The 23,855-nt window shown below is 69.5% G+C and carries 18 protein-coding genes and 1 riboswitch; of the genes, 8 read left to right on the top strand and 10 right to left on the bottom strand.

What is annotated here, in order from left to right:
• Both cobO and C7S10_RS13775 read right to left on the bottom strand, forming a co-directional pair.
• A complete protein-coding gene (cobO, locus tag C7S10_RS13780; protein WP_108345028.1) occupies positions 1-615 on the bottom strand; it encodes a cob(I)yrinic acid a,c-diamide adenosyltransferase in 615 nt (204 codons plus the stop codon).
• Positions 615-2,702 (bottom strand): VWA domain-containing protein, encoded by a 2,088-nt coding sequence (locus C7S10_RS13775; protein WP_243395376.1) that lies wholly within the window; start codon positions 2,700-2,702, stop codon positions 615-617. Before C7S10_RS13775 ends, cobO begins: the two co-directional genes overlap by 1 nt.
• A gap of 25 nt (positions 2,703-2,727) precedes the next feature.
• Positions 2,728-2,887: riboswitch (cobalamin riboswitch) on the bottom strand.
• A gap of 59 nt (positions 2,888-2,946) precedes the next feature.
• On the opposite strand from C7S10_RS13775, the gene cbiE reads away from it, so the two are divergent.
• Positions 2,947-4,176, top strand: coding sequence for a precorrin-6y C5,15-methyltransferase (decarboxylating) subunit CbiE (gene cbiE / locus C7S10_RS13770; RefSeq protein WP_243395375.1), 1,230 nt, complete (start codon positions 2,947-2,949; stop codon positions 4,174-4,176).
• Here cbiE and C7S10_RS13765 read toward each other — a convergent pair.
• Positions 4,128-4,841, bottom strand: coding sequence for a TetR/AcrR family transcriptional regulator (locus C7S10_RS13765; protein ID WP_108345027.1), 714 nt, complete (start codon positions 4,839-4,841; stop codon positions 4,128-4,130). The genes cbiE and C7S10_RS13765 overlap by 49 nt on opposite strands.
• Before the next feature lie 83 nt (positions 4,842-4,924).
• On the opposite strand from C7S10_RS13765, the gene C7S10_RS13760 reads away from it, so the two are divergent.
• The 3 genes from C7S10_RS13760 (at position 4,925) to hrpB (ending at position 8,806) form a co-directional block, all read left to right on the top strand.
• On the top strand, positions 4,925-5,797 hold the full coding sequence (locus C7S10_RS13760) for an SDR family oxidoreductase (RefSeq protein ID WP_108345026.1): 873 nt from the start codon (positions 4,925-4,927) through the stop codon (positions 5,795-5,797).
• Between the two features lie 70 nt (positions 5,798-5,867).
• Positions 5,868-6,266: a peptide-methionine (R)-S-oxide reductase MsrB gene (gene msrB, locus C7S10_RS13755; RefSeq protein ID WP_243395374.1), complete on the top strand. Its 399-nt coding sequence runs from the start codon at positions 5,868-5,870 to the stop codon at positions 6,264-6,266.
• Positions 6,267-6,295: 29 nt separating this feature from the next.
• Positions 6,296-8,806: an ATP-dependent helicase HrpB gene (gene hrpB, locus C7S10_RS13750; RefSeq protein WP_243395373.1), complete on the top strand. Its 2,511-nt coding sequence runs from the start codon at positions 6,296-6,298 to the stop codon at positions 8,804-8,806.
• Here the strand turns inward: hrpB and C7S10_RS13745 are convergent.
• Positions 8,799-9,743 carry an endonuclease/exonuclease/phosphatase family protein gene (locus C7S10_RS13745; protein WP_108345024.1) on the bottom strand — a complete coding sequence of 315 codons (945 nt, stop codon included), beginning with the start codon at positions 9,741-9,743 and terminating at the stop codon, positions 8,799-8,801. The two genes, hrpB and C7S10_RS13745, sit on opposite strands and share 8 nt — an antisense overlap.
• 176 nt (positions 9,744-9,919) lie before the next feature.
• Between C7S10_RS13745 and C7S10_RS13740 the strand changes: the two genes are divergently transcribed.
• Both C7S10_RS13740 and C7S10_RS13735 read left to right on the top strand, forming a co-directional pair.
• On the top strand, positions 9,920-13,912 hold the full coding sequence (locus C7S10_RS13740; protein WP_133176524.1) for an Ig-like domain-containing protein: 3,993 nt from the start codon (positions 9,920-9,922) through the stop codon (positions 13,910-13,912).
• Positions 13,912-14,532 (top strand): hypothetical protein, encoded by a 621-nt coding sequence (locus tag C7S10_RS13735; RefSeq protein WP_108345022.1) that lies wholly within the window; start codon positions 13,912-13,914, stop codon positions 14,530-14,532. The genes C7S10_RS13740 and C7S10_RS13735 overlap by 1 nt, the downstream gene beginning before the upstream one ends.
• Before the next feature lie 3 nt (positions 14,533-14,535).
• Here C7S10_RS13735 and C7S10_RS13730 read toward each other — a convergent pair whose 3' ends face one another.
• Positions 14,536-15,237, bottom strand: coding sequence for a DUF6461 domain-containing protein (locus tag C7S10_RS13730; RefSeq protein ID WP_133176523.1), 702 nt, complete (start codon positions 15,235-15,237; stop codon positions 14,536-14,538).
• Between the two features lie 173 nt (positions 15,238-15,410).
• Here C7S10_RS13730 and C7S10_RS13725 point away from each other — a divergent pair, with 173 nt between their 5' ends.
• On the top strand, positions 15,411-15,842 hold the full coding sequence (locus C7S10_RS13725; RefSeq protein ID WP_108345020.1) for a protein-tyrosine phosphatase family protein: 432 nt from the start codon (positions 15,411-15,413) through the stop codon (positions 15,840-15,842).
• On the opposite strand, the gene bluB is transcribed toward C7S10_RS13725, so the two are convergent.
• The 5 genes from bluB to C7S10_RS13700 all read right to left on the bottom strand — a co-directional run bounded on the left by bluB (position 15,815) and on the right by C7S10_RS13700 (position 22,682).
• Positions 15,815-16,465, bottom strand: a complete 651-nt coding sequence (gene bluB, locus C7S10_RS13720; RefSeq protein WP_108345019.1) for a 5,6-dimethylbenzimidazole synthase — start codon at positions 16,463-16,465, stop codon at positions 15,815-15,817. The genes C7S10_RS13725 and bluB overlap by 28 nt on opposite strands.
• Positions 16,466-16,642: 177 nt before the next feature.
• Complete coding sequence (locus C7S10_RS13715) at positions 16,643-18,760, bottom strand: family 16 glycosylhydrolase (RefSeq protein WP_243395401.1); 2,118 nt, start codon at positions 18,758-18,760, stop codon at positions 16,643-16,645.
• A 59-nt stretch (positions 18,761-18,819) separates the two neighbouring features.
• The gene (locus C7S10_RS13710) at positions 18,820-19,449 is read right to left on the bottom strand and encodes a glycosyltransferase (protein ID WP_207769381.1); all 630 of its coding nucleotides are present in this window, start codon (positions 19,447-19,449) and stop codon (positions 18,820-18,822) included.
• Between the two features lie 343 nt (positions 19,450-19,792).
• Positions 19,793-21,415, bottom strand: coding sequence for a carbamoyltransferase C-terminal domain-containing protein (locus C7S10_RS13705; RefSeq protein ID WP_108345016.1), 1,623 nt, complete (start codon positions 21,413-21,415; stop codon positions 19,793-19,795).
• Positions 21,416-21,791: 376 nt separating this feature from the next.
• Positions 21,792-22,682, bottom strand: coding sequence for a hypothetical protein (locus C7S10_RS13700; protein ID WP_133176522.1), 891 nt, complete (start codon positions 22,680-22,682; stop codon positions 21,792-21,794).
• Between the two features lie 626 nt (positions 22,683-23,308).
• On the opposite strand from C7S10_RS13700, the gene C7S10_RS13695 reads away from it, so the two are divergent.
• Positions 23,309-23,674 carry a hypothetical protein gene (locus C7S10_RS13695; protein WP_133176521.1) on the top strand — a complete coding sequence of 122 codons (366 nt, stop codon included), beginning with the start codon at positions 23,309-23,311 and terminating at the stop codon, positions 23,672-23,674.
• Positions 23,675-23,855: the final 181 nt, after the last annotated feature.

Raw genomic sequence — 23,855 nt, 5'->3', positions numbered from 1 at the left:
CTACCACTCGATCCCCTTCTGGCCCTTCTGCCCGACCTCCATCGGGTGCTTGACCTGGCCCATCTCGGTGACGAGGTTGGCGGCGTCGAGGAGGCGCGGGTCGGCGTGGCGCCCGGTGATGACGACGTGCTGGCGGCCGGGCCGGGCGACCAGCGTGGAGACGACGTCGTCGACGTCGACCCAGCCCCACTTCATCGGGTAGGTGAACTCGTCGAGGACGTAGAGGTCGTGGCGCTCCTCGGCGAGCGCGCGCTTGATCTCCTGCCAGCCCTCGGCAGCGTCGGCCGCGTGGTCATCGTCGGTGCCGGCCTTGCGCGACCAGGACCAGCCGGAGCCCATCTTGTGCCAGGCGACCGGGCCGCCCTCGCCTGTCTCCTCGTGGAGCCGGCCGAGGCGCTCGAGCACGGTCTGCTCGCCGATGCGCCACTTGGCCGACTTCACGAACTGGAAGACCCCGATGCTGAAGCCCTGGTTCCAGCCGCGCATCGCGAGCCCGAAGGCGGCGGTCGACTTCCCCTTGCCGGGACCGGTGTGGACCATGATCAGCGGGCGGTTGCGGCGCTGGGCGGTGGTGAGCCCGTCGTCGGGTACGGCGACCGGCTGGCCCTTCGGCATCAGGCGCTCCTGCGGACGGGGCTGGTCCGGTCGACCGGGCTCGTCAGCGCCTCGGCCGTGACCTCCGTGACCGGGAGGTGCTCGGCCCCGAGCACCTCGGCGAGGCGGACGGCGAGCCCGAGCCGAAGCGGCCCGGACTCCCCGTCGACCACGACGGTCGTGACGCGCAGCCCCGCGAGGTGCTCGGCCGCCCGGAGAGACCTGGCCACGGCGTCGGCGCCGTCGGTGGCGCGGCCGTCGGTGACCACGACGAGCAGGGGCCGCAGGCGCGGGTCGCGCAGCCGCTCGCGCTGGAGCACGGTGGCCGCCTCGAGGAGACCCCCGGCCAGCGGCGTACGCCCCCCGGCGGGCAGCTCGTCGAGGCGACGCGCCGCGATCTCGACCGAGTGCGTCGGCGGCAGCACGAGCTCGGCGTCGGCGCCGCGGAAGGTGATCAGCCCGACCTTGTCGCGGCGGCGGTAGGCGTCCATCAGCAGCGACAGGACGGCCGTCTTGACCTGCGTCATCCGCTTGCGCGCGGCCATCGAGCCCGACGCGTCGACGCAGAAGAGCACCAGGTTGGCCTCGCGTCCCTCGCGTACGGCGACGCGCAGGTCGTCCGACCGCAGCGCGACGCGCGTCCCGACCCGCTCGCGTGTGGACTGCTTCCCGGCCGCGGCCATCAGCGTCTCGACCAGGTGCAGCGACCCCGAGTCGCCCGTGGTCGCGCCCACCCGCCGGCCCGACCGCGCGAGCGCGCGGCTGCGCTTGCCGGCCGCTCCCTCGCCGAGTCCGTCGACGGTCAGCAGCCGGGGCTTGTACGCCGCCGCGGCCTTCACCACGTCGCCGGGCTGGTCGCCGCCCGGGCCGGACGTCATGGGTTCTGGCTGTTCGGGCGCTCGATCCTCCTGACGTCCCGGGTCCGACGGGGGCTCGCTGGGCCCCTCGCTGGGACCTGAGTCCTCCCCGGACTCAGGTCCGAGGTCGGGCTCGCTGGGACCTGAGTCCCCTGCGGACTCAGGTCCGAGCTCGTCGTCGGGCTCGTCGTCGGGAGCTGGTCCCTCGGGCGGCTCGGGCGGCAGCTCGTCGTCGCCGAGCAGCTGGTCGAGCAGGTCCTCGTCGAGCCCGGGGGCGTCGAACGGGTTGCGCCGGCGGCGGTGCGGCAGCGACAGCAGGGCGGCCCGGCGGATGTCGGCGCGGGTGACCTCGTCGCGGCCCTGCCAGGCGGCGTGCGCGACGGCGGTGCGGGCGGTCACGATGTCCGCCCGCAGTCCATCGACCTCGAAGGCGGCGCAGACCTCGGCGATCTTGAGCAGCGCGGCCTCGCCGAGGCGGACCTTCGGGAGGTGGTCGCGGGCGGTCGACACACGCTCGGTGAGGGCCCGGTCGAGGTCTCGGTAGCGGTCGCCGAAGCCGGCCGGGTCGAGGTCGAAGGCCATCCGGCGGCGTACGACCTCGGCGCGCAGCGCAGGCTCGCGGGGCGCGGCCACCTCGACCGTGAGGCCGAACCGGTCGAGGAGCTGCGGGCGCAGCTCGCCCTCCTCGGGGTTCATGGTGCCGATCAGCACGAAGCGCGCGGCGTGCTCGACCGAGACGCCGTCGCGCTCGATCGTGACGCGACCCATCGCGGCGGCGTCGAGCAGCAGGTCGACGAGGTGGTCGTGGAGCAGGTTGACCTCGTCGACGTACAGGATCCCGCGGTGCGACCGGGCGAGGAGGCCGGGCTCGTACTCCACCGCGCCCTGCGACAGCGCCTTCTCGAGGTGCAGCGACCCGAGCACGCGGTCCTCGGTGGCGCCGACCGGCAGCTCGACGAGCCGCACGGAGCGGGTCAGCACCTCGGCGTCGGCGTCGAAGGGGCCGTCGGGCGACGTCGAGGCCGGGTCGGCCGGGTCGATGGAGAACCGGTCGTCGGCGTACACCGAGACCGGCGGCAGCACGGCCGCGAGCGCGCGGACGGTGGTCGACTTGGCCGTGCCCTTCTCGCCGCGCACCAGCACGCCACCGATCTCCGGGGCGATCGTGGTGAGGACGAGGGCCAGGCCCATGTCGTCGAGGTCGTCGGCCTCGCACCCGAGGACGGCAGAAAAGGGGTAGTGCTGTGGCATGTGAGGCTCCCGCTCGCTGTGCCGATCAGTGGTCGGACGCGAGGCCGGTCTTCGGACTTGTCGGGTCCCCTCGTCTCCGAAGGGCCTGATTCACCGCAGCGGGCCTGTGCCGGAGTCTCACCGGCTTCCCAGATTCTCCCCTCGGACCGGGTGGTCCTCGGGGCACCTCGTGCCTGCGGTGACGATAGCGTGCGGCCTCGTGCCAGACACGACCCGTCCACCATCTCCACCGGCCCCTGCCGTCGTGACCGTGGTCGGCGTCGGCGCGGACGGCTGGGCCGGGATGCCGGAGACGCTTCGTGCCCTCGTGCTCGACGCGGAGACCGTCCTCGGCGGCCGACGCCACCTCGCCCTCCTGCCCGAGGTCGCGGGACAGCTGCGGCTGCCCTGGCCGTCACCGTTGCGCGCGGGGCTGCCCGACTTCCTCGCCGGGATGGACGGACAGCGGGTGGTCGCGCTCGCGTCCGGCGACCCGCTCGTCTCGGGGATCGGCACGACGCTGATCGAGCTCCTCGGACCCGACCGCGTCGTCGTCCACCCGGCCGTCTCGTCGATCGCGCTCGCCCGCGCCCGCCTGCGCTGGTCGGCGGAGTCGTCCACGGCTCTGAGCCTGGTGGCTGAGGATCCGGCCCTGATCCTGCGCGAGCTCGCCCCCGGCCGCCGCCTGCTGATCCTCTCAGCGCACGAGCACACCCCCGGCGACGTCGCGGGTCGCCTGACGGACGCGGGGTACGGCGACAGTGTGCTGCACGTCCTCGGCGATCTCGGCGCCCCGACCGAGTCGCACGCGACGGGACTCGCCCGCGACTGGACCTACGGCGGTCCGCGCCTCAACGTCCTCGCCGTCGAGCTGGTCGGCCCGCGTGTTCACGGCTGGACCGCCGGGCTCCCCGACGACGCCTTCGACCACGACGGCCAGCTCACCAAGCGTGACCTCCGCGCCTCGGCGCTGGCCCGGCTCGCGCCCACCCCCGGCGAGCTGCTGTGGGACGTCGGGGCCGGCGCCGGGTCGGTCGGTATCGAGTGGATGCGCGCCCACCCCTCCTGCCGGACGATCGCCGTCGAGTCCGACCCCGAGCGCGCGCGGCGCATCTCGACGAACGCCGCGCACCTCGGCGTACCAACGCTTCAGGTCGTCACCGGCCGAGCGCCCGAGGCCCTCGCCGACCTCGAGGCCCCCGACGCGATCTTCGTCGGCGGCGGCGCGACCGCGCCCGGCCTGCTCGACGCGTGCCTCGCCTCGCTGAAGCCGGGCGGCCGCATCGTCGTGCACGGCGTGACGCTCGAGACCGAGACGCTGCTCGCCGCGGCGTACGACCAGCACGGCGGGGAGCTCACCCGCATCAGCGTCGAGACCGCCGCCCCCGTCGGCACCTTCACCGGCTGGACCCCGGCGAGGACGGTCACCCAGTGGGCGCTGACCCGTCAGGGGATCTCGGCGATGGTGCGGTCCACCCACTCCCCGAGGAGCTGACGCTCTCCACCGGTGAGGCCGGGCAGGTCGGGGACGGCCGTCCGGAAGGCAATCGCCAGTGGGGCCAGGTGTGAGGTCGAGGGGGCCGGGGTCGTGGTCAGGACCGTGCGGAGGACCGCCTCGAGCATGGCATCGGGCAGTGAGTCGTCGCGGCGGTCCGCCGGCTGCTGCAGCAGCGACAGCACGGCGCCGGTGCCGGCGGCGTGGATGAGGCCGACGACGTGGGCCTCGGGTGCCGTCAGCAGGCCGGCCTCCGCCACGCGGCGCACACGGGCTTCGAGCACCGTGGCGCCGGCGGCGCTGGCGGGCGACCGGGAGTGGCGACCAGGGGTGCTGAGCAGGACGAAGAGATCGGGGTTGGCCAGCCCGAAGTCGATGTGGGAACGCCACGCCCGACGGAGGTCGTCGACCGGGTCGCCGTCCTCGCGGGACGCACGCTCGGCCTTGGTGGCGACGTAGGTCGTCATGACGTGCTCGGCGACCGCGTCCATCAGGCCGTCCTTGTCGCCGAACACCCGGAAGATCGTCGGTGCGGGCACGCCCGCGGCGGTCGCGACCGCGCGCGTGGTGACGGCGTCGGCGCCGCCCTCGCGCAGCAGGAGCGCCGCGGCGTCGACGATCTTCGACCGCGTGGACACAGCCACGACATCAGTGGGTGAGGCCATGGATCAACGATATCACCGTGACGCTTCCATTGGTCCGAATCGCTGCTAGCCTCGATCTCGAAGCATCGATCCCGAGGAGCAGCATGATCATCGTCACCGGCGGCACCGGCCGCCTCGGATCCCAGGTCGTCTCCCACCTGCTCGACCGTGTGCCGGCCGAGCAGGTGGGCGTCAGCGTCCGCGACGTCGGCAAGGCCGAGGCCCTGGCGTCACGCGGAGTCCGCGTCCGCGCCGGGGACTTCACCGACCCCGCCAGCCTCGACCACGCCTTCGAGGGCGCCGACCAGGTGCTCGTGGTGTCGGCCGCCATCCGAGGGCCGGGGGCGGGCGAGGCGAACCGGGCGGCCATCGAGGCGGCGGTGCGCGCCGGGGCCAGCCGCGTGCTCTACACGAGCCACCAGGCCTCCTCCGCCACCTCGCTGTTCCCCGCCCAGCTCCAGCACGCCGCCACCGAGGCGGTCCTCGCCGAGCAGACCATCGCCTGGACCGCACTGCGGCACGGTTTCTACGCCAGCACCTTCGAGATCTACCTCCCGGCCGCGCTCGAGACCGGGGAGCTGCGACTGCCCGAGGACGGACCGTTCTCCTGGACTGCGCACGCCGACCTCGCGGAGGTGGACGCCATCGCGCTGACCCGGGAGGGCGCGCTCGACGGCGTCTCCCCGCCCCTCACGGGCTCCGAGCAGCTCGACTTCGCGGACGTCGCCCGCATCGTCGGCGAGGTCACCGGTCGCCCGATCAGGCGCGTGGTCGTGGACGACGACGAGTGGAGGTCGTCGGCCATCGCTGGCGGCCTTCCCGCCCCGGCAGCCGACTTCACCCTGGGGATGTTCCGTGCCGCGCGGCGCGGTGAGTTCGCGGTCGCCGACCCGACGCTCGAACGGCTGCTGGGTCGCCCGGCCACCCCGGCTCGGACGACGATCGAGGCGATCGTGGACGGGCACCGTCAGGGCTGACGGGGCCTCAGGACCCGGTGCCTACGCTGGCGGCATGTTCACCCGCCGGCCACGACCCGAGCCTTCCGTGGTGCGCACGGACGCCGAGTGGCAGGCGAGCCTGAGCCCCGAGGCCTACCGCGTGCTCCGTCGGGCGGGCACGGAGGCTCCCGGGGCCAGCCCCTACGAGCACCCGTCGGCCGACCGGGACGGCGTCTACCGGTGCGTGGGCTGTGACGCCGAGCTGTTCCGGGCGGAGGACCAGTTCGACTCCGGGACGGGCTGGCCCAGCTTCTCGGACCGGGCGACTCGCGATGCCGTGGTGGTCCGCACCGACTTCAAGCTGCTGTTCCCGCGCCGCGAAGCCACGTGCGCCAACTGCGGCGGCCACCTGGGCCACGTCTTCCGCGACGGCCCGGCGACCACCGGCCAGCGCTGGTGCATCAACGGCGCCGCCCTCACCCTCGACGAAGACCCGCCCACTCCGTAGGGAAACACCAGGTCAGGCACACTGCTCGAGTGTCCGACCCGCTGCGCAACCTGCTCGCTGCGCCGCCCGACCTCCCGGTCACTGCCGGCCTGCCCGCTCTCGCCGAGGCGCTGCGCACATCGGGAGTCGCGGTGGTCCAGGCACCACCCGGCACGGGCAAGACGACCCTGGTCCCGCCCGCGGTCGCCGAGGTCGTCGACGGACGGGTCGTGGTCACGCAGCCCAGCCGCATCGCCGCCCGCGCCGCCGCCCGTCGGCTGGCGCACCTGCTCGGCGAACCGGTGGGCGAGACCGTGGGGCACTCCGTCCGTGGGGACCGGCGCACCAGTCGGCGTACGCGTGTCGAAGTGGTCACGACCGGCCTGCTGCTCCGGCGCATCCAGCACGACCCCGAGCTGGCCGGCGTCGGAGCCGTCGTGCTCGACGAGGTGCACGAGCGCCACCTCGACGCCGACCTGACCCTGGCCCTCCTCGTCGACGTCCGGGCCAACCTGCGCGAGGACCTGTCCCTGGTGGCGATGTCGGCCACCATCGAGGCCGAACGGACGGCCGCGCTGCTCGGGCGCGACACCCCGGTCATCCGAGTCCCGGGCGCCCTCCACCCGGTCCGGTCGGTGTGGTGCCCGCCGCCTGCGGGGGTCCGCCGCACGGACGACCGGGGCATCACCCCGGCCTTCCACGACCACGTGGCAGGGACCGTCCGTCGCGCGCTGACCGACCACGAGGGCGACGTCCTCGTCTTCGTGCCGGGCGTCGCGGAGGTCGACGCGACCGTACGGCGCCTGGCCGGCGTCGACGCGGACGTGCACGCGCTGCACGGACGGCTGTCCGGCGCCCAACAGGATCGCGCACTCAGCGAGGGGCCGCGCCGACGGGTGGTCGTCTCGACCGCCGTCGCCGAGTCGTCGCTGACCGTGCCGGGCGTGCGCATCGTGGTGGACGCCGGCTTCTCCCGCGAGCCGCGCACCGATCACCGCCGCGGGCTGGCCTCCCTGGTGACCGTCGCGGTGAGCCGGGCCGCGGCCGAGCAGCGGGCGGGACGGTCCGGAAGGCTGGGGCCGGGCACCGTGCTGCGGTGCTGGTCCGAGGCGGAGCACACGCACCTCGCCGCCCACCCGGAGCCCGAGATCGCGACCGCCGACCTCACGGCGTTCGCCCTGGAGGTGGCGTGCTGGGGCAGCACCGACGCCCGCGACCTGGCGCTGCTCGACCAGCCGCCGGCGCACGCACTGTCGGCGGCGAGGGAGGTGCTGGTGGGCCTGGGTGCGATGACCGACGACGGGAGGGCCACCGCGCGGGGCCGGGTGATCGCCGGCGTGCCGGCCGACCCCCGGCTGGCGCGTGCCCTCCTCGACGGGGCCGGTCTCGTCGGGGCCGGGCGAGCCGCGGAGGTGGTCGCGATGCTGAGCGAGGACGTGCGCGCTCCCGGTGGAGACCTGGTCGCTGCCCTCCGGTCGCTGCGTACCGACCAGCGAGCGAGGTCGTGGCGCCAGCAGGTCACCCGGCTCGAGCAGGTCGTGGCCGGGCAGGGCACCACGTCGGAGCACACCCGTCCCCTCACCGACGACGTGGCCGTCGGCCTCGTGGTGGCCCTGGCCCATCCGGACCGGATCGCCCGCAAGCGGTCCGGCACGTCGAGCTACCTGATGGCGTCCGGGACCGGCGCGGCGCTCGACCCGCGCGCCCCCGGCCCGCTGGCCGGATTGGAGTGGCTCGCGGTCGGTGACGCGCACCGGCGGCCGGGAGACCGCGAGGCCCGGATCCGCGCGGCAGCCCCGCTCACCGAGGACCTCGCGCTGGAGGCGGCGGGGTCGCTCTGGACCGAGGCGGACGAGGTCGCCTGGACCGACGGGCGCGTGGTGGCTCGCCGGCGGACGCTGCTCGGCGCGATCGAGCTCAGCTCGACCCCGCTCACCGATCCGCCCGTGCAGGCGGTGAGCATCGCGATCCGGGAAGCGATGACGACCGAGGGCATCGCGCTGCTGTCCTGGACGGAGGCGGCCACGGCGTTGCGTGCGCGACTCGACTTCCTGCACCGCGCGATCGGCGACCCGTGGCCCGACGTCAGCGACGCGGCACTGACCGAGGGCCTCCACACCTGGCTCGGACTGCAGCTGGCGCGGGTCCGCTCGGCGCAGGACCTCCGCCGGATCGACGTGAGCGCCGCCCTGCGGGCGATGGTGCCGTGGCAGGAAGCGGGCCGGCTCGACGACCTGGCCCCCGAGCGCGTGCAGGTGCCGAGCGGGTCGACGGTGCGCATCGACTACTCGCAGGAACAGCCGGTCCTCGCCGTACGCCTCCAGGAGGTCTTCGGCTGGACTGCGGTCCCGGCCCTGGCCGGTGGCCGGGTCCCGCTCCTGCTGCACCTGCTCTCCCCCGCCCGACGCCCGGCTGCCGTCACCGCCGACCTGGAGTCCTTCTGGGACAACGGCTATCCGGGCGTGCGTGCCGACCTGCGCGGGCGCTACCCCAAGCACTCCTGGCCCGAGGATCCGCGCGGCGCGCCGGCCACCGCGCGGACCAAGCGACCGTCTACTTGAAGGCCGAGCTGGCCTTGTAGAACTTGTGGTTGGAGTACTGCTCCTTGTAGTCCAGCTCGGCGCGGAAGCTGGTGCGGGCGAACACGTTCTTGGAGTAGAAGACGTAGTCGATCTTCCGCTTGCCGAGGGTGCCGCGTGCGTCGTTGGTCCAGACGCCGTCGCGGCACGTGCCGCACGACATGTCGGCGTCGAACAGCCGACCACGCGCACCCGGCACCGTCGAGTCGTACATGTTGTCCATGGGCGAGTTGCCCGGCGAGGTGTTGAAGTCACCGGCGATCACGACGCCCCAGCCGAAGCCCGTCCACGGGATGATCTCGTCCTGGAGCATCCGGTAGGTGGTCTTGGCACGGTAGGCCTCGTCGCCCCCGGAGATCTGCGTCGAGCAGGCGATGATCGTCTTGGTCTTGGTGAAGAGCGCACACGCCATGCCGTCACCGATGTCGTTCTTGACGTAGTTGTAGCCCGTCGGCGAGTACGCCTTCGGCACGGCGATCACGTCGTACATGGCCGTCCCTGCGCCGGGCGCCTGGTTCTCGCACCGGGACTGGCTCCGGCTCTGGCGCCAACCGACCCAGTAGCCGAGCGTGTCGAGATAGGGCGCCGCGTCGTTGAGCTGGTTCTGGCAGACCTCCTGCAGGGTGATCACGTCGGGTCGATCACCGCCGCCGGCCGCGTTGAGCTGGTTCTTGAGGGGAGTCAGGGCCACTGCGCTGCCTCCGTTGTTGACGCCGTTGGGGTCGGACCCGGCTCCGGTGAGGTTCCAGTCCCAGACGTCGATCCGCTGGTTGCCGCGAGACTTCCGCGCGAGGTCGTCGGACCGGTGAACAGTCCCGACGCTGCTGCTGGACGCGGACTCCTGCGCGTCGGCCGGGGCGACGAGCCCCACCGACACGAGGGCCGTGACGACGATGGGCATGACGAGCTTGATTCGCATGGCTTCCTTCCGAGATGGCTGCCACGGGATGTCCCGTGCGGCGCCCTGACAGCGCCGTGGCAGCCGACCCTAGCCACGTCCGGGGACAGGCCTTCGTGACCGACTCGCCGCGCACCCGGACCGAATGCCCGCAATTTGGCGATGCCCCGCCGGCCCGTCGCTGTGAGAGTCCGGACATGGCAGCTCGCAATGCTGTGGGGGGATTCGCGCGCCGACGCGCTCCGGCAGCGCTCCTCGGTGTCGCCGTCGTCATGGCGCTCGTGGTCCCGATGGCGACCACCGGTTCGGCGCGCGGCGCCGCACCGGCGATCTCCAACGTCCGCACGACCGCGCTCGGCGCGACCACGGCCACCGTCGCGTGGGACACCGACATCGCCTCCGACACCCAGGTCGCCTACGGCCTGACCTCCGGCTACGGCAGCACCAGCACCCTCAACGGCACCGCGGTCACCAGCCACGCGGTCAACCTGACGGGGCTCGCCGCCAACCGGTCCTACCACTACCAGGCCCGCAGCCGTGACCCCGGCGGCGACCTCACCGTCTCCCCCGACCGCACCTTCTCGACGCCGCTCGGCGCGACGACGGCCGGCTCCCAGACCGACTCCGACAACTCCAACAACATCAACGTCACCCGCGTCACCACCGTCGACGGCGGCAAGGTCGTGTCGCTGTCGGTCAACGTCGGTGCCGTCGACCCCTCGGTGGCGCGCCGCAGCTTCCAGATGGCGATCTACGCCGCCAACGGCTCCGCCCCCGGCGCGCTCGTCGCCAGCAGCGCCACCGGCACCCTGGTCGCCAACTCGTGGAACACGGTCCCGATCACCGCGACTCTCGCGCCCAACACCGCCTACTACCTCGGCTACAACTCCAACGGCGCGAGCGCGGCCGTCAACAACATGCGCAGCACCAGCAGCGGGTCGAGCGGGTGGCGCACCGCCGGTCAGGCGTACGGCGCGTGGCCGGCCACCTTCGGCAGCTTCAGCAGCCAGGCTGCGACCTTCTCGATGTACGCCTCCTTCGCCGGCGACGTCACCCCGCCGACCGTGTCCCTGACGGCACCCGCCGCGGGCGACGTGAACGGTGTGGTGAGCGTGACCGCGGACGCAGCCGACGACAACGCCGTCTCGGCGGTGCAGTTCAAGGTCGACGGCGAGAATCTCGGGGCGCCCGACACCACCGCGCCGTTCAGCGCGTCGTGGGACACCCGGACGCTGCTCGACGGGGCACGGCGCCTGACCGCGGTCGCCACCGACTCGGCCGGCCTGACGACGACCAGCGCGCCCGTCGACGTACGCACCGCCAACCCGGCGACGGTCCGCATCACCACCCCCGCCGCGGGTGGCGTCGTGAGCGGCACGAGCGTCACGGTGAAGTACATCAAGGCCGGCGCGTGGGCGGCCAACGACGGCAAGCACGTGCACCTGCAGCTCGACGGCGGCCCGACGAAGATGGACTTCGACACCGACAACGACCAGTCCTACACCTTCCTCGACGTGCCCGGCGGGCAGCACACGGTGACGGTTCTGGTCGCCGACGGCAGCCACGTCGAGCAGCCCGGCAGCGGGGACTCGCGCTCGTTCTCGTCCACCGCGCCCGACTCGGTCCCGCCGACCGTGTCCGTGACGGCGCCCAACGCCGGCGCGTCCGTCTCGGGCTCGGTGCAGGTCACCGCACAGGCCGCCGACGACGTCGCGGTCACCGGCGTGCAGTTCCTGCTCGACGGCTCGCCGCTCGGGGCGGAGGACACGTCAGCGCCGTACTCCGTCAGCTGGGACACCACCACCGCGACCAACGGCAGCCACGCGCTGACCGCCCGGGCCCGCGACTCCGTCAACGCGACCACCTCGGCGGCGGTCTCGGTCACCGTCGCCAACAGCGACCCCCGCGCCAGCGTCGGCGAGTGGGGTCCGGTGACGGAGTGGCCGCTGGTGCCCGTCCACGCCACCCTGCTCAGGACCGGCGAGGTGCTGATGTGGGACGCGTGGGAGACGCCGACGTCGCAGGCCAAGCTGTGGGACCCAGTCACCAACACGTTCACGCCCGTCCCGGTCGGCGCCGGCATCTTCTGCGCGGGCCAGGCCACGGACGCCAACGGCAACCTGATCGTGGTCGGCGGGCACGACGGTGGCGGCCGCGGGATCAAGGACGTCTACTCGTTCAACCCCGACACCCGCGCGTGGACCCGGAAGCCCGACCTGGCGGTCGACCGGTGGTATCCCAGCGTCACCCAGATGCCCGACAACCGGATGCTCATCCTCAGCGGCGCCAGCCAGGTCGAAACCACGTGGGTCGACACCCCGGAGATCTACAACCCGGCCACCAGCACCCTCAGCTCGGTGCCGATCACGACGCCGCAGCTGCGTGAGGTGCAGTATCCCCAGACCAACGTGCTGCCCGACGGCAAGGTCCTCGCGATCTCCGCCGAGCACGGCGCGATCATGACCTTCGACCCGGCCACCAACGCGTGGACCAGGGTCGGCACGACGCAGGTGCCGTACGCCGCGTGGACCTCGTTCGCCCCGGGGAAGTACCTCGTCACCGGCGGAGCCAACGCGCTCGACTCCTACAACCCCAACAACCCGGTCGCCTCGACCAAGGCCGCGAAGGTGCTCGACATGACGAGCGGCTCGCCGGTGTGGAGCGCCGCCGGCACGATGGCCTCGGCGCGCTCGTTCCACAACGTGACGATGCTGCCGACGGGCGACGCGATGGTCGTCGGCGGGTCAACGGTGGTCAACGACTTCTCCTCGACCGGCACGCTGACGGCCGAGCAGTGGAGCCCGGTCACCAATACGTGGAAGCAGCTGGCGTCGCCGGCGCGGCCGCGGATGTATCACTCGATCTCGTTGCTGATGCCGGACGGTCGCGTGCTGTCGGGCGGTGGCGGCCGGCTGGCGCCGGCGCCCGACCAGCTCAACATGCAGTGGTACTCCCCCGGCTACCTCTTCAAGGGCCCGCGCCCGACGATCACCTCGCTGCCCGGTCAGACGACCTACGCCTCGACGATGGACCTGGTCACCCCGCAGGCCGCCGACATCGCGAAGATCAGCCTCGTCAGCCTGGGCTCGATCACGCACGCCGCCGACTGGAACCAGCACTTCGTCGACCTGCCGTTCACCCGCAGCGGCAACACGCTCTCGGTCAGCACGCCGGCCAACGCCAACATCGCGCCGGCCAACTACTACATGGTCTTCGCGGTGGACAGCAACGGCGTCCCGTCGACGGCGAAGATCGTCAAGCTCGCGGCCTACGCGCCGCCCAGCGACACCACCGCGCCGACCGTCTCGGTCACGGCGCCCGCGGCGGGCGACACCCTGACGGGGGCGGCCACGCTGATCGCGACGGCGAGCGACAACGTCGGCGTCGCCGGCGTGCGGTTCCAGGTCGACGGCTCGCCCGTCGGGGCCGAGGACCCCACCGCGCCGTACTCCCTCTCGTGGGCCTCCTCCTCGGTCGCCAACGGCGCGCACACCATCAGCGCCGTGGCCCGCGACGCTGCCGGCAACACCAAGACCTCCTCGACGGTCGCGGTCACGGTCACCAACGCGGCGCCGACCAACGGCCTCATCGGGGCCTGGTCGTTCAACGAGGGATCGGGCTCGACGATCGGCGACGGCTCGGGGCGCGGCAACGGCGGCAGCGTCGTCGGGCCGACGTGGACGACCGCCGGGAAGTACGGCAACGCGCTGTCGTTCGACGGCGTCGACGACTACGCCAGCGTGGCCGACTCGGCGAGCCTCGACCTCGGGAAGTCGATGACGCTCGAGGCGTGGGTGCGCCCGACGGCCTCGTCGGGCTGGCGCACGGTCCTGCTCAAGGAGGCCTCGAGCTCGCTGGCCTACTCGCTCTACTCCGCGTCGGGCACCACCAACCGACCATCCGTGTGGATCGACGGGGCGTCGTCGGTCGGCACGACGGCGGTGCCGCTGAACGCGTGGACGCACGTCGCGGCGACGTACGACGGCACGCGACTGAAGATCTACACCAACGGCGTGCTGCGCACCGACAAGGCGGTGACCTCCGCGGTCCCGGTCTCCGCGGATCCGCTCAAGATCGGCGGCAACGCGGTCTGGGGCGAGTTCTTCGGCGGCCAGATCGACGAGGTGCGCATCTACTCCCGCGTGCTGTCCGCGGCCGAGATCACCACCGACATGAACACGGCCCAGTGATGCGCCGGCTGCTCGCGGTCCTCGCCGCGCTGTTCGTCATCGCCGCGCCCGTCGTCGGTGCCGGGCCGGCCGTCGCGCACGGCGGGGCGTTCGACATGAAGTACGTCGACGGGTCCAACATCCTGCTGCTGACCTTCAACACCCATGCGCCCGTGTCGGGGCTCGACATCGAGCACGACCTGCGGCTCTACGACCTGGTCGGCGCGCCGATCCCGTTCGACGAGGTCGCCTTCGAGGTCGACACCCGCGCCAACACCAACCAGCTCACGCTCAACAAGGACGGCGTCCTGCACGAGGACACGGCGCCGATGCTGCCGACCAACGAGTCCAAGCTGACCTTCGCCTACCCCGCGCCTGGGTCGTACTCGCTCGACGTCACGTTCCGCGAGGGCGGCCGCGACATCTCCCACGGTGTGTTCGCCCTCGACGTCGCCCCGGGCTCGCAGGGGGCCAGTGGCTTCCCGTGGATCCGTCTGGGGCTGGCGTTCCTGCTGGGGCTCTTCGTCGCCTCGCTGCTGCGACGCCGCGCACCCGTCGTGGTCACCGAGCCGGTCGTCGAGGAGGCAGTCGAGGAGGCCCAGCCCGAGTCGGTCGGCGTCGGAGCGCGTACGGCGCCCTGACCCTCAGCCCTCCTCCGGCCCCCACGGCAGCGGCACGACGTAGCTGTCGCGCACGTCGCGCACGGCGTTGGTGGCGCGGACCCCGGTGACCTTCTCGCCCATGGCCATGGCGACGGCGAACCAGTCAGCGCCCTCCACCATCGGTGCGTCGGGGTCGACCCACGCCAGGGCGGCGAGATCGCGCACCTCGGCCGGGATCATCTCGAGGTCGTCGACGAAGGCGTACTCGAAGTCGTCGAAGACCACCTCGCCGTCGCGTGCGTAGCCGAAGCTGGTCATCGCCTCGATGTTCTCGCTCGCCAGCGCGCTGGCGGCACCGTCGCGGGACAGCGCGGCGAGGAGGCGCTCCGGCGGCTGGGCGAAGCCGGTGTCCTCCCAGGCGACGACGCCGTCACCGACCTGGAGGAAGGAGTACGCTGAGATCTCGGCGTCCATGTAGGCCTTCTCGTCCGCAGCGGTCGCGCGTTGCGGGCTGGGTCCCAGCAGGAGTGCCTTGGCCTCCTCCACGGTCATGGGCGCCGCGACGACCCAGGTGCCCTCGCCGAGCCTCGCCTCGTGGAGGTAGTGGTCGGCGAGGGCGCGGTCCTCCGGCGTCAGCGCGGCCAGGTGGGCGTCCAGCTCGGTGCGGTCGAGCGGCGGAGGTTGCTCGTACGTCGGTGTCTCGGTCGGGCTCGGGTCGCTGGTGGGTTCCACTGCGTCCGTCACGACCATGTCCAGGTACTCGTCCCGAGGATCGTTGCTTCCGCATCCCGCCAGGATCGAGACGGCAAAGAACGCGGCGCACCACCCACGAAGACGCATGCGCGACATCCTCGCCGCCGCATGCCCGCCGCGCTACGAAACGATCGCACCGGTCGGCTCTGGCACGATCGGGATGCGTGACGCCCTGGGACCCGACCGCGCCCGGCGTGGTGACGCTGCCGTCGGGTCGACTGGTCCGGGGACGCGGTCTGGGCAAGCCGCTGCCGTCGGGTCCGGTGCCGGAGCTGGGGATCTACCTGCTCGGCTCGCCGCCCGACCCGATGGCGTGGGAGAGCCGGTGGGTCCGGTGGCCGGACTTTCGCCTTCCCGTCGATCGCGACGCCGCCCGTGCCGTGCTGCGCGAGGCGTGGGAGCGGGCCGCGCACGAGCGGGTCGAGGTGGCGTGCACCGGCGGTCGCGGACGCACGGGTGCGGCGCTCGCCTGCCTCGCGGTCCTCGACGGCGTCCCCGCCGCCGACGCGGTGGCGTGGGTGCGCGCGCACTACGACGCGCGCGCAGTCGAGACGCCGGGGCAGCGCCGCTACGTCGCCAGGTTCGAGCCGGCCTGATAGCGCTCGTCGTGCAGCACCCCGTCGAGCGGCGACCGATGCCGCCAGCCGAACCGCTCGAGGTCCGGGACCTCCGGCAGCCCCGAGACCGCTCCGACGCACAGCCACGCGACCGGCCGGACGTGCTCAGGGAAGCCAACCAGGTCGCGCAGGAACTCCTCGCGGTAAAAGCTGACCCACCCGACGCCCAGCCCCTCGGCCGTGGCCGCGAGCCAGAGGTTCTGGATCGCGCAGACGACGGAGTAGAGCCCGGCGTCGGCGATCGCGTGGCGGCCCAGGACGTTGGGCCCGCCGCGCGTGGGGTCGTAGCCGACGACGATGCCGAGCCCCGACTCGACGATCCCCTCGACCTTGATCCGCTCGAACGTCGCGGCCCGCTCGCCGTCGAGCGTCCGTGCGTACGCCGCCCGCTCGTCGGTCACGTGATCGCGGAACGTCTCCAGCGTGGTCGCGTCCCTGACCATCACGAAGTCCCACGGCTGGCTCATCCCGACGCTCGGCGCGCAGTGCGCGGCCGAGAGGATCCGGTGGAGCACCCCGTCGTCGACCGGCTCCCCCGTGAACTCGCGCCGCGTGTCCCTCCTGCGGTTGATCACGTCGTAGAGCTGGGCGGACTGCTGCATCGGTCGGTGTTCTCGCTCTCGTTCGCGGCGCCACGGGCACGGTCGGCGCGACCCTAGTCGCTATCTACCGACCGCCCGCTTACCCGCATCAAACCGCCCACTATGTCGTAGGTCCGCGGCGTGGAAGCTTGAGTACTCGAGGCATGATCGAGTGGCGCCCGCTGGCGAGAGTAGTGATCAGGAGGTCACACGCACGTCTGCAAAGACCGCCTCGCGAGGCACTTCGGGACTGCGGAACTGGCCGGCCAAGTCGATGGACCGAGGCGCCCACAGGTTCGCGTGAAGGCGCATGGGGAGATGGGGTATCGGGGTTGGGTTCCAACTGGTGCGCTGGTGCACCACGCGACCGTCTACGAGCCAGGAGATGCCGTGCGGATGCCAATCGATGGCGTAGTCGTGGAAGTCGGCAGTGGCGTCGAATCCCAGTTCGATCCAGTGTGGCGTGCCGCGATAGCCGTAACTCAACTCAGTTCCGTCATCTCCGGGATTGAAGTAGACGTTGGTCAGGATTCGTGTCGAGTGGGCGCCGACAAACTCCAGATCTATTTCCTGACGGGGTGATGCACGATGTAGAAAGAGCCCAGTGACTGCGCCCGACCCGGGGGCAGGTTTGATCCGGGCCTGGAAACGCCCGTATAGATACTGCCTGGTTGTGGCTATGGCGCCCGATCGGAACGGGCGACCCAGATCAGGTTGTCTCACTAATCGAAGGTGTGCACCGTCGTCGCGGTACTCGACATTCGCCGGACTGAAGGTCGCAAGGTTTCCTGGGAAGGTCTCACTCAGTTCGTTCACGTCTTGGGTAGGACTCGACATCGGCGCGTCGAGCACTAGACGACTAAAGGCATCTGACACCCCGCGCGGAGGCGATGGAGTCCAGTCGTCTGAGGTCGGCAGCACCCAAGGCGTGTCATCTCGCTCCAGGCTTCGATGGGCCAATTCGGACGACGCAACTCCTTCGGCCCCATCAGTCGCCCCGGATGTGCGTGCGTCCTCGTCACGAGGGTCGCCTCTATGCGTGCCAGCGGCACTTATCGCCACGGGGCGTGTGTCTCGGAATGCTCGCAGGGCGGGCGTTGTTCCGACTGGGTATCGGTCAACGGGCACGTTGACTCCCAGCAGACGGCAGATCGGCCGCCAATCGCCGACTGCAGGGTCCTCGATTGTCGCTGTTCGGTGAGGGCTGAGGATGTTAGGACCAAGGATGGTGGGAACAGACGCCCCTCGTTCCACTACAACGACGGCATCCGGGTTGTCCGACACTGCCCGCAGTGCACGTGGGTCGAGCGGGGGGTCGACAAGGGCGTCGAATGTCTTCAGGGAGTACTCGAGGTCCTGCGGGGTCAATGTCGGCTCGTCCGTGTCAAATACGCGCACCCTTAGCCCGAGCATGGATAGCGCCATGGCGAGGCTTTCGCGGTCTCTTCCTGCACTCCAGCCGATGACCGGACCCTGCGTGGGGGGCCCGGGGTGCTGAAGTTCGCGCTCCGCGTCTACAACCCCGGCGCGGGCGAGATACGGCAGCATCGAGTAGGCGTTGCTCGATGCCGTATCCATTCTCTGAAGCAATGCCGGCTTCCCAAGCGCGAAGGCGTCGAGCTCGGCGAGTCGGTAGTTCATCCACAAGTCGACCGGCCCGACCACGGGCATGGCATGCAGCAGCGCGGAGGCGCCTTCCTGTGAGAGAACGTAGCCAGAAAGGAACCAGAGCCCGCGCGTTGGACGAAAAACCGCGTCGCTCGAGCGGTGCCGTGGCGCAGTGAGGTCGGCGAGAGAGTACGACAAGTAGACGAATTGCGGTCCCTGCTCGTCGCGGGAGTGCGACACCGCGTCGCGCCAGCCGCGATCGATAGATGCCTTTGCCCCGGGGCGAAACCACACGTCGTCTTCTAGGACCAATACGTGATGGTCTGACCCGGCAGCGATGAGCTTCCACGCCTCGATGTGGGAGCGAGCGACCGCCACCTCTTGTCTTGTCATCCGAACAGGCTCATCGGGCCGGAACGTTGCGGATAGGCGGTCATCGGGCTGAACGAACAGTTGATCGCCAACGCAGTACGTGGCGTCGACATCGGCGGTGGCGGCTACTGCGCGGCCATCTCGGGCGTCTACGGCCGAGAGTCGGCGGATCATCGATGACAATGGTGCGCCGTCAGCAGACCGGTATCGCGCAACTTCCCGTGTAACTAGGCGCCATCGACGTTCTTCGCGGTCCAGGTTGATAACAAGGATCGAGTTGATCTGGTCCGGCCTCTGGCCGAGAGATTGAAGGCGACCAGCTGGGATGGCTGTCATCAGATGCCGCCAAGCCCGAAAGAACACATGCCTCGCTGGTCCTAGCGCCTCGGCGATGTTCATTCGATGCCAGTGGTCGGGTCGGCATTCTCGAAGGACCAGTCGTTCCACCTGCGCCAGTTACGGTCGTCCAGCCGGTACCCCAAGGTCCAGTCTGGTGTCGCTATCGTCTCCCAGCCGAACAAAAGGTCCAGTCGCAGCGGCTGGTTCGCGATGTTGCACTCGTTGGCATGTGCGGCAAGTGCCGCACTGAAATTTCCTGGTCCGGTTGTGGATTGAATCTCAGGCACGCGCGCTGGGTCGAGTAGCAGATTCGTCGCGCGCTCCAAAGCCCGTCGGAGTACCGGGTCGTCTGCTCTGGCCGCGATCGGGTTGTTATTGACGTAGAAGATTCGGCTTGACGATTGATGATCGAACAACCCGGGCTCGGTGGTGTCGACCATCGCTTGGCGAGAGATGTCATAGCAGAGAGGCTGGACCTTCAAGTTGCCGTCGTCGAACACCCGTGGCATGGCCACGCCTCGGAACTTGTCGTCGGCATCGACGTAAAAGCCACCTTCAGCAAGCAGCACGCACAGTCTCAGATAATCGCTGCGCATGGCAGGGTGTTGGCACCGGGCGAAGGCCGAGACCTGCTCGCGCCCGTAGCGAGCGGCGATGTACGACGCAGCCGACTTGTCGTCGAACATGCGGAAGGCCACTCCTTGATCGCGTAAAGGCTCCCATGTCTCGAGGCACACTTGGACGTCAGCGGGGATCCGGTGAGCGTCGTGCCAGTAGCGAACCAGCGTGCGAGGCACAGTCGTGCCTGCGTCCGACAGTACGGCGATCTCATTGCTTCGACGATCGGCGAGCTCGCCGGTGCTCGAGCGAGATTGCAGAACTTTGAGCCCCATGCGGCGGATGAAGTCCGAACGCAGTCCATCGCTCTCTTCGAAGCGGGGTGGAAGATGGCTGGGATTCGCGGTGGCGTCCGTGGAGCACGCGGCGGACTGGCCGGACGGGGTCTGACGTGAGCATCGTGGGCGAGATTCACCGTTCAACCGACACCTCCTGGTTGCGGCCACGGAACGCCGTGTACTGCTCTGAGTCTTGGCGCAGGTACGCGCGGCGATCGACGACGAAACCATCGAGCTTATGCGCCTTGGCGTATTCCGCCAGATCTCGCAAATTGTTGATGAAACCCTTGCCGCTGTAGTTCAACGAGGTGTTGCACAGGACGCCAAAACCAGTACGCCGCTTGAATTGCACAAGCAGCTCGTGTAGTTCCGGATTCGTGGACATGCTCACCGTCTGCAGTCGCGCCGACCCGTTGACATGGGTGACGGCGGCGAGCGCGGGCGTGGCAACCCGATACGTGTAAAGCATGTGCGGACTGGTGTTGGTGCAGCCGAACAGTTGCGCCGCGTCTACCTCAAGACAAACGGGCGCGATGGGCCGGAACTGTTCACGCTGTTTGATGTCGTTGAGTCGAACTCGGGTCGACTCGCCGAATGGAGCTGCGAGGATCGAACGGTTGCCGAGTGCTCGGGGTCCGATCTCGTATCTGCCGTTGACCCACCCCAAGATCAGGCCGAAGTCGAGCATGGCGGCGACGTCAGCAACGGCTATGTCGGTGACGTCGTAGCCGGATAGGTCAGCGGTCGCGCTCTGCTCGAAGGGCAAACCCGAATAGACATCCCATTCGATCTTGGCGTTCCCGGTGGCATGCCATTGCGCGTCGATGGCTGTACCGATCGCAGAGCCTGAGTCGTTGGCGACTGGTGGGACGAAGATGTCCGAGAACAGGCCGCTGTCTCGCCACTTACTGTTCCAGTCACAGTTCAGTCCGCACCCGCCGGCGATGAGGAGAGGCCATCCCTGACGCAGATTGGACTCGGCGAAGCGGTGGAACGTATCGAAGATGCGGTCGCTGACGATGCCCGCAAAGTTTCGGAACTCCTCATCGTCGACGCCGACATTGTAATGAACTGACGATTCGAGCTGCTGATACAAGTCGAGTCGAACATCGAGAGATCCCAGGAGAAAGTCGATGACCTGCTGCTCCTCAATAGTGGGAGTCTTTCGAATGGAGTAGGAGGCAAGCGCCATCAACTTTCCAGCGTCCGAGAACCTTGAGAAGGGCGCGTCCTTCGGGAACGAGGGGTCGGCCAGCCCGTACACCGAGGCGTAGCGGTTCCCTGGTTGGTTCATCACGTTCCTGATCAGAGTGATGTTGAGGTCCGCATCGATCTCGTAGAACGCGCCAATCGCGCCTTCCCAAACCAGCGCGTAGCAAGGTTGCCCCTGAGGGATGGACGACATGCCATACGCACTCATGAGGTGCGATCGCTCATGAGACGACGAGAAGTAGTGCACATCCTTGCCGAATAGACGTCGCGGCTCCTGCAGGACAACGGAGGCGTCAAGTCCCCGGTAGCCGACGTGCTCTGCGGCCGAACCCGTCGGTCGGGACTCGCGCGGCCACCAGCCCCCGACTGCGAGGACGTCCGGCGGGCCATTGAGACGGCCGAAACCGCTCACAATCTCTCGGCTTCCAAGCGGCGAGTAGCGCCAGTTCGAGTCCTTCTCAGCCTCGACGGACGAGATCAGGTGCCCATCTCTCAACTGGACGAACGCACCGTCGTGACCCGGGTTGTAGCTTACGATTTCCACTCAGAACCTCCGTGCTACTGGGACTACATGGGGCGGGCTGTCAACAGCAAGCCGCATTGTCAGGACAAGGACCCACTTCTCATTTGTCACCGATAGGTGCAAGAGCAACGCTTCCTGATACACGCCTTCGACCGAAACTCTTCAGAATCGGGCGGTCCAGCGGCGTGCCCGCGGGCAGAATAGCGGCCGTTCACTACTGACGGAGACGCGCTCAGGACCGAATCCAATACGCGCCAGACGAGCAGCACTTTCGAGCCCAAGTGGCCAATGCTGTCATCTGCCCTGACAACCGGGGAGCGCGTGCGCAGCTGAGAATCAGCTCTGTCGCATCGCACGCTCTCGCCGCAATGCGCTATGCGCGGTCGCCACCGAAGCGCTACTTCGGCGGGACGCTACGGTCGCGAAAAAGGAGGATGGCTTGCTGATGGAGGCCGTTAACCACGGTGGCGGTCCCGACGAAGGCATCGTCGTTGATCGATAGGAGTGCGTGAACGCCGCCTTCGATGGGTACCTCGTGCGCACGATCCGCACCACGCAGCAGGGTGCTGCCGCGGCCATGCTGCATGCCGGACAAAGTACGCCAGGTGCTCCGCAAGATGAGGTCTGTGCCCTCGATGAGATGAGAGTGCTTCAACTTCCCGAGCTCATCGAAGACGTTGATGCTCTTCGGCAACGGCCAGGCCAAGCCGAGTTCGTCAGCTTCCCGGCGGTAGGTGCGTTCATGGTCTTCCCGAATCTCCTGCTGACGACGCCGGTCGGCGCTCAGCGCTTCGCTGTCTTGAGGTTCTACGAACCGCTCGATCCCAGCGAGGTCCGAGTAGTAGGTGCGGTGCTCCAGTTCGTCCAGCCACTCGAACCTCAACCCGCGCTGGCGGCGCTCGAGACTGTTGTCAGGATCGAGCAACCAAAGTGCGTAGAACGAGGCCTCGAACGTAGGGCGTAGGAGATTCCACGGAGCAAACTGGGTGGCTCCATGGTGCTGGAGAAGGGCTACTAGCGCCGCGTGGTTGTCCCAGGCGGTGCTCAAGCAACGCTGAGCACCCATGTACGCGCGCCGCCCGGCAGTCTGCTGCTCGTCGATCATCCGGTCGTGAAGAATCTCGGGATCACGGCCCGCCAATTGATCTCGCACGATCCGATACAGTGTCTCCAGCATCTGCCAGCGCCGTGGAAGTTCACCGAGATTCATCTCGCCGAGTGGCACCTGGTCTGTTAGCACCGCGGCATCGTCGCAGAGGGCACCGACAACAGATGATGTCTTGCCCAATCCGCCGCTCCGCACGCGCGCCGAGCCGGACGCTCGCTGCCTAGGCTCTTGACATGGGCGAAACGTGGGCGTTGCTAGTCGGCGGAGTGTTCGGCCTCGCAGCATCATGGGGACCAATCGCAATTACGTGGAGGCATGATCGCCGGCCTCACACGCAGCGGTCGCCGGTCGTTTCCTCTCGGAGTGCGAACGCCTCGCGGGCGACACGCGAGCGCCGAGCTGCGATCGAGAACGGAAGGTTCGAACATGCCGACGCGGATGCCTCCTTCGAAGGCATTCTTAACGGTCTTCACGAGGCGGGCTACGAACTTGCCCTTGCTGGAGGGCCCGAATTGCAAGCGATCGTCTACGACATGCTCGAGACTGCCCGAGACCTGGTCTTCGCGACATTGCCATCCTTGGCAACCGAGGAGGAACGACGGACTACCGCGAGCAGATTCACCGATTGCAAGCTTGCGCTACTTGGGCTACTTGGCTCTCGTTGGGCGCTTCGAAAGTGACAGAACGACTCTGGTCTTTTGGCCGGCGTTTTCTGCGCACGACCCCGCGTCAATCCGCCGCCTGGGGCGGACATGCGGCGGGGCCAACGAACGGAAGACAGCGGTCTCGCTGGAATGATGTCGGGGGTGTACAGCGACCGCTTCGCAGACCGGCTCGATCCGGAGACGTACGCGGACGATGACGCTGGCGTGGAGGTCTTTGAAACCGATCCATCGGAGGGCGACGCACTGTGGTTGTCCGAGCGCGTCTTCCGTCGGCTCCTGCATGCAGCGCGTGCATATGAGTTACACACTGTGCCCCTCCTCGACGAACGGGACCCGGTCGGCCTCAACCGGGCACGATGCCAAGCCGTGGTCGACGAGATCGCGTTCGTAGCTGAGCGTCTCCGTGACCCCGTCGCTGCCCGTGCGGCACAAACCATCACGGACTACCTGGTCGCACGGCTTCGCCAGCCCTCTTGGGACGGCACCGTGACATTCGACGCGGACTGACTCCTGCGCCACACCCGCCGCGATGAGTGCGTCTATCCGCCGCGTCGCAGCCGGTGCTGACAGAGCCCCGCGGGGTGGTGGGCTTTGAGGTGATCCTCGGTGCCTACACGTCGCTGCTCTCGATGGCGGCGACCGAGTCAGTATCGCTGGTGTCGTAGAGCTTGGCCATAGATCCCTCGGA

This window comes from Nocardioides currus (assembly GCF_003057875.1).
GTDB lineage: Bacteria > Actinomycetota > Actinomycetes > Propionibacteriales > Nocardioidaceae > Nocardioides > Nocardioides currus.
Note: the sequence above shows the minus strand (reverse complement) of the source record. Positions and strands in the feature narration are given on the sequence as shown.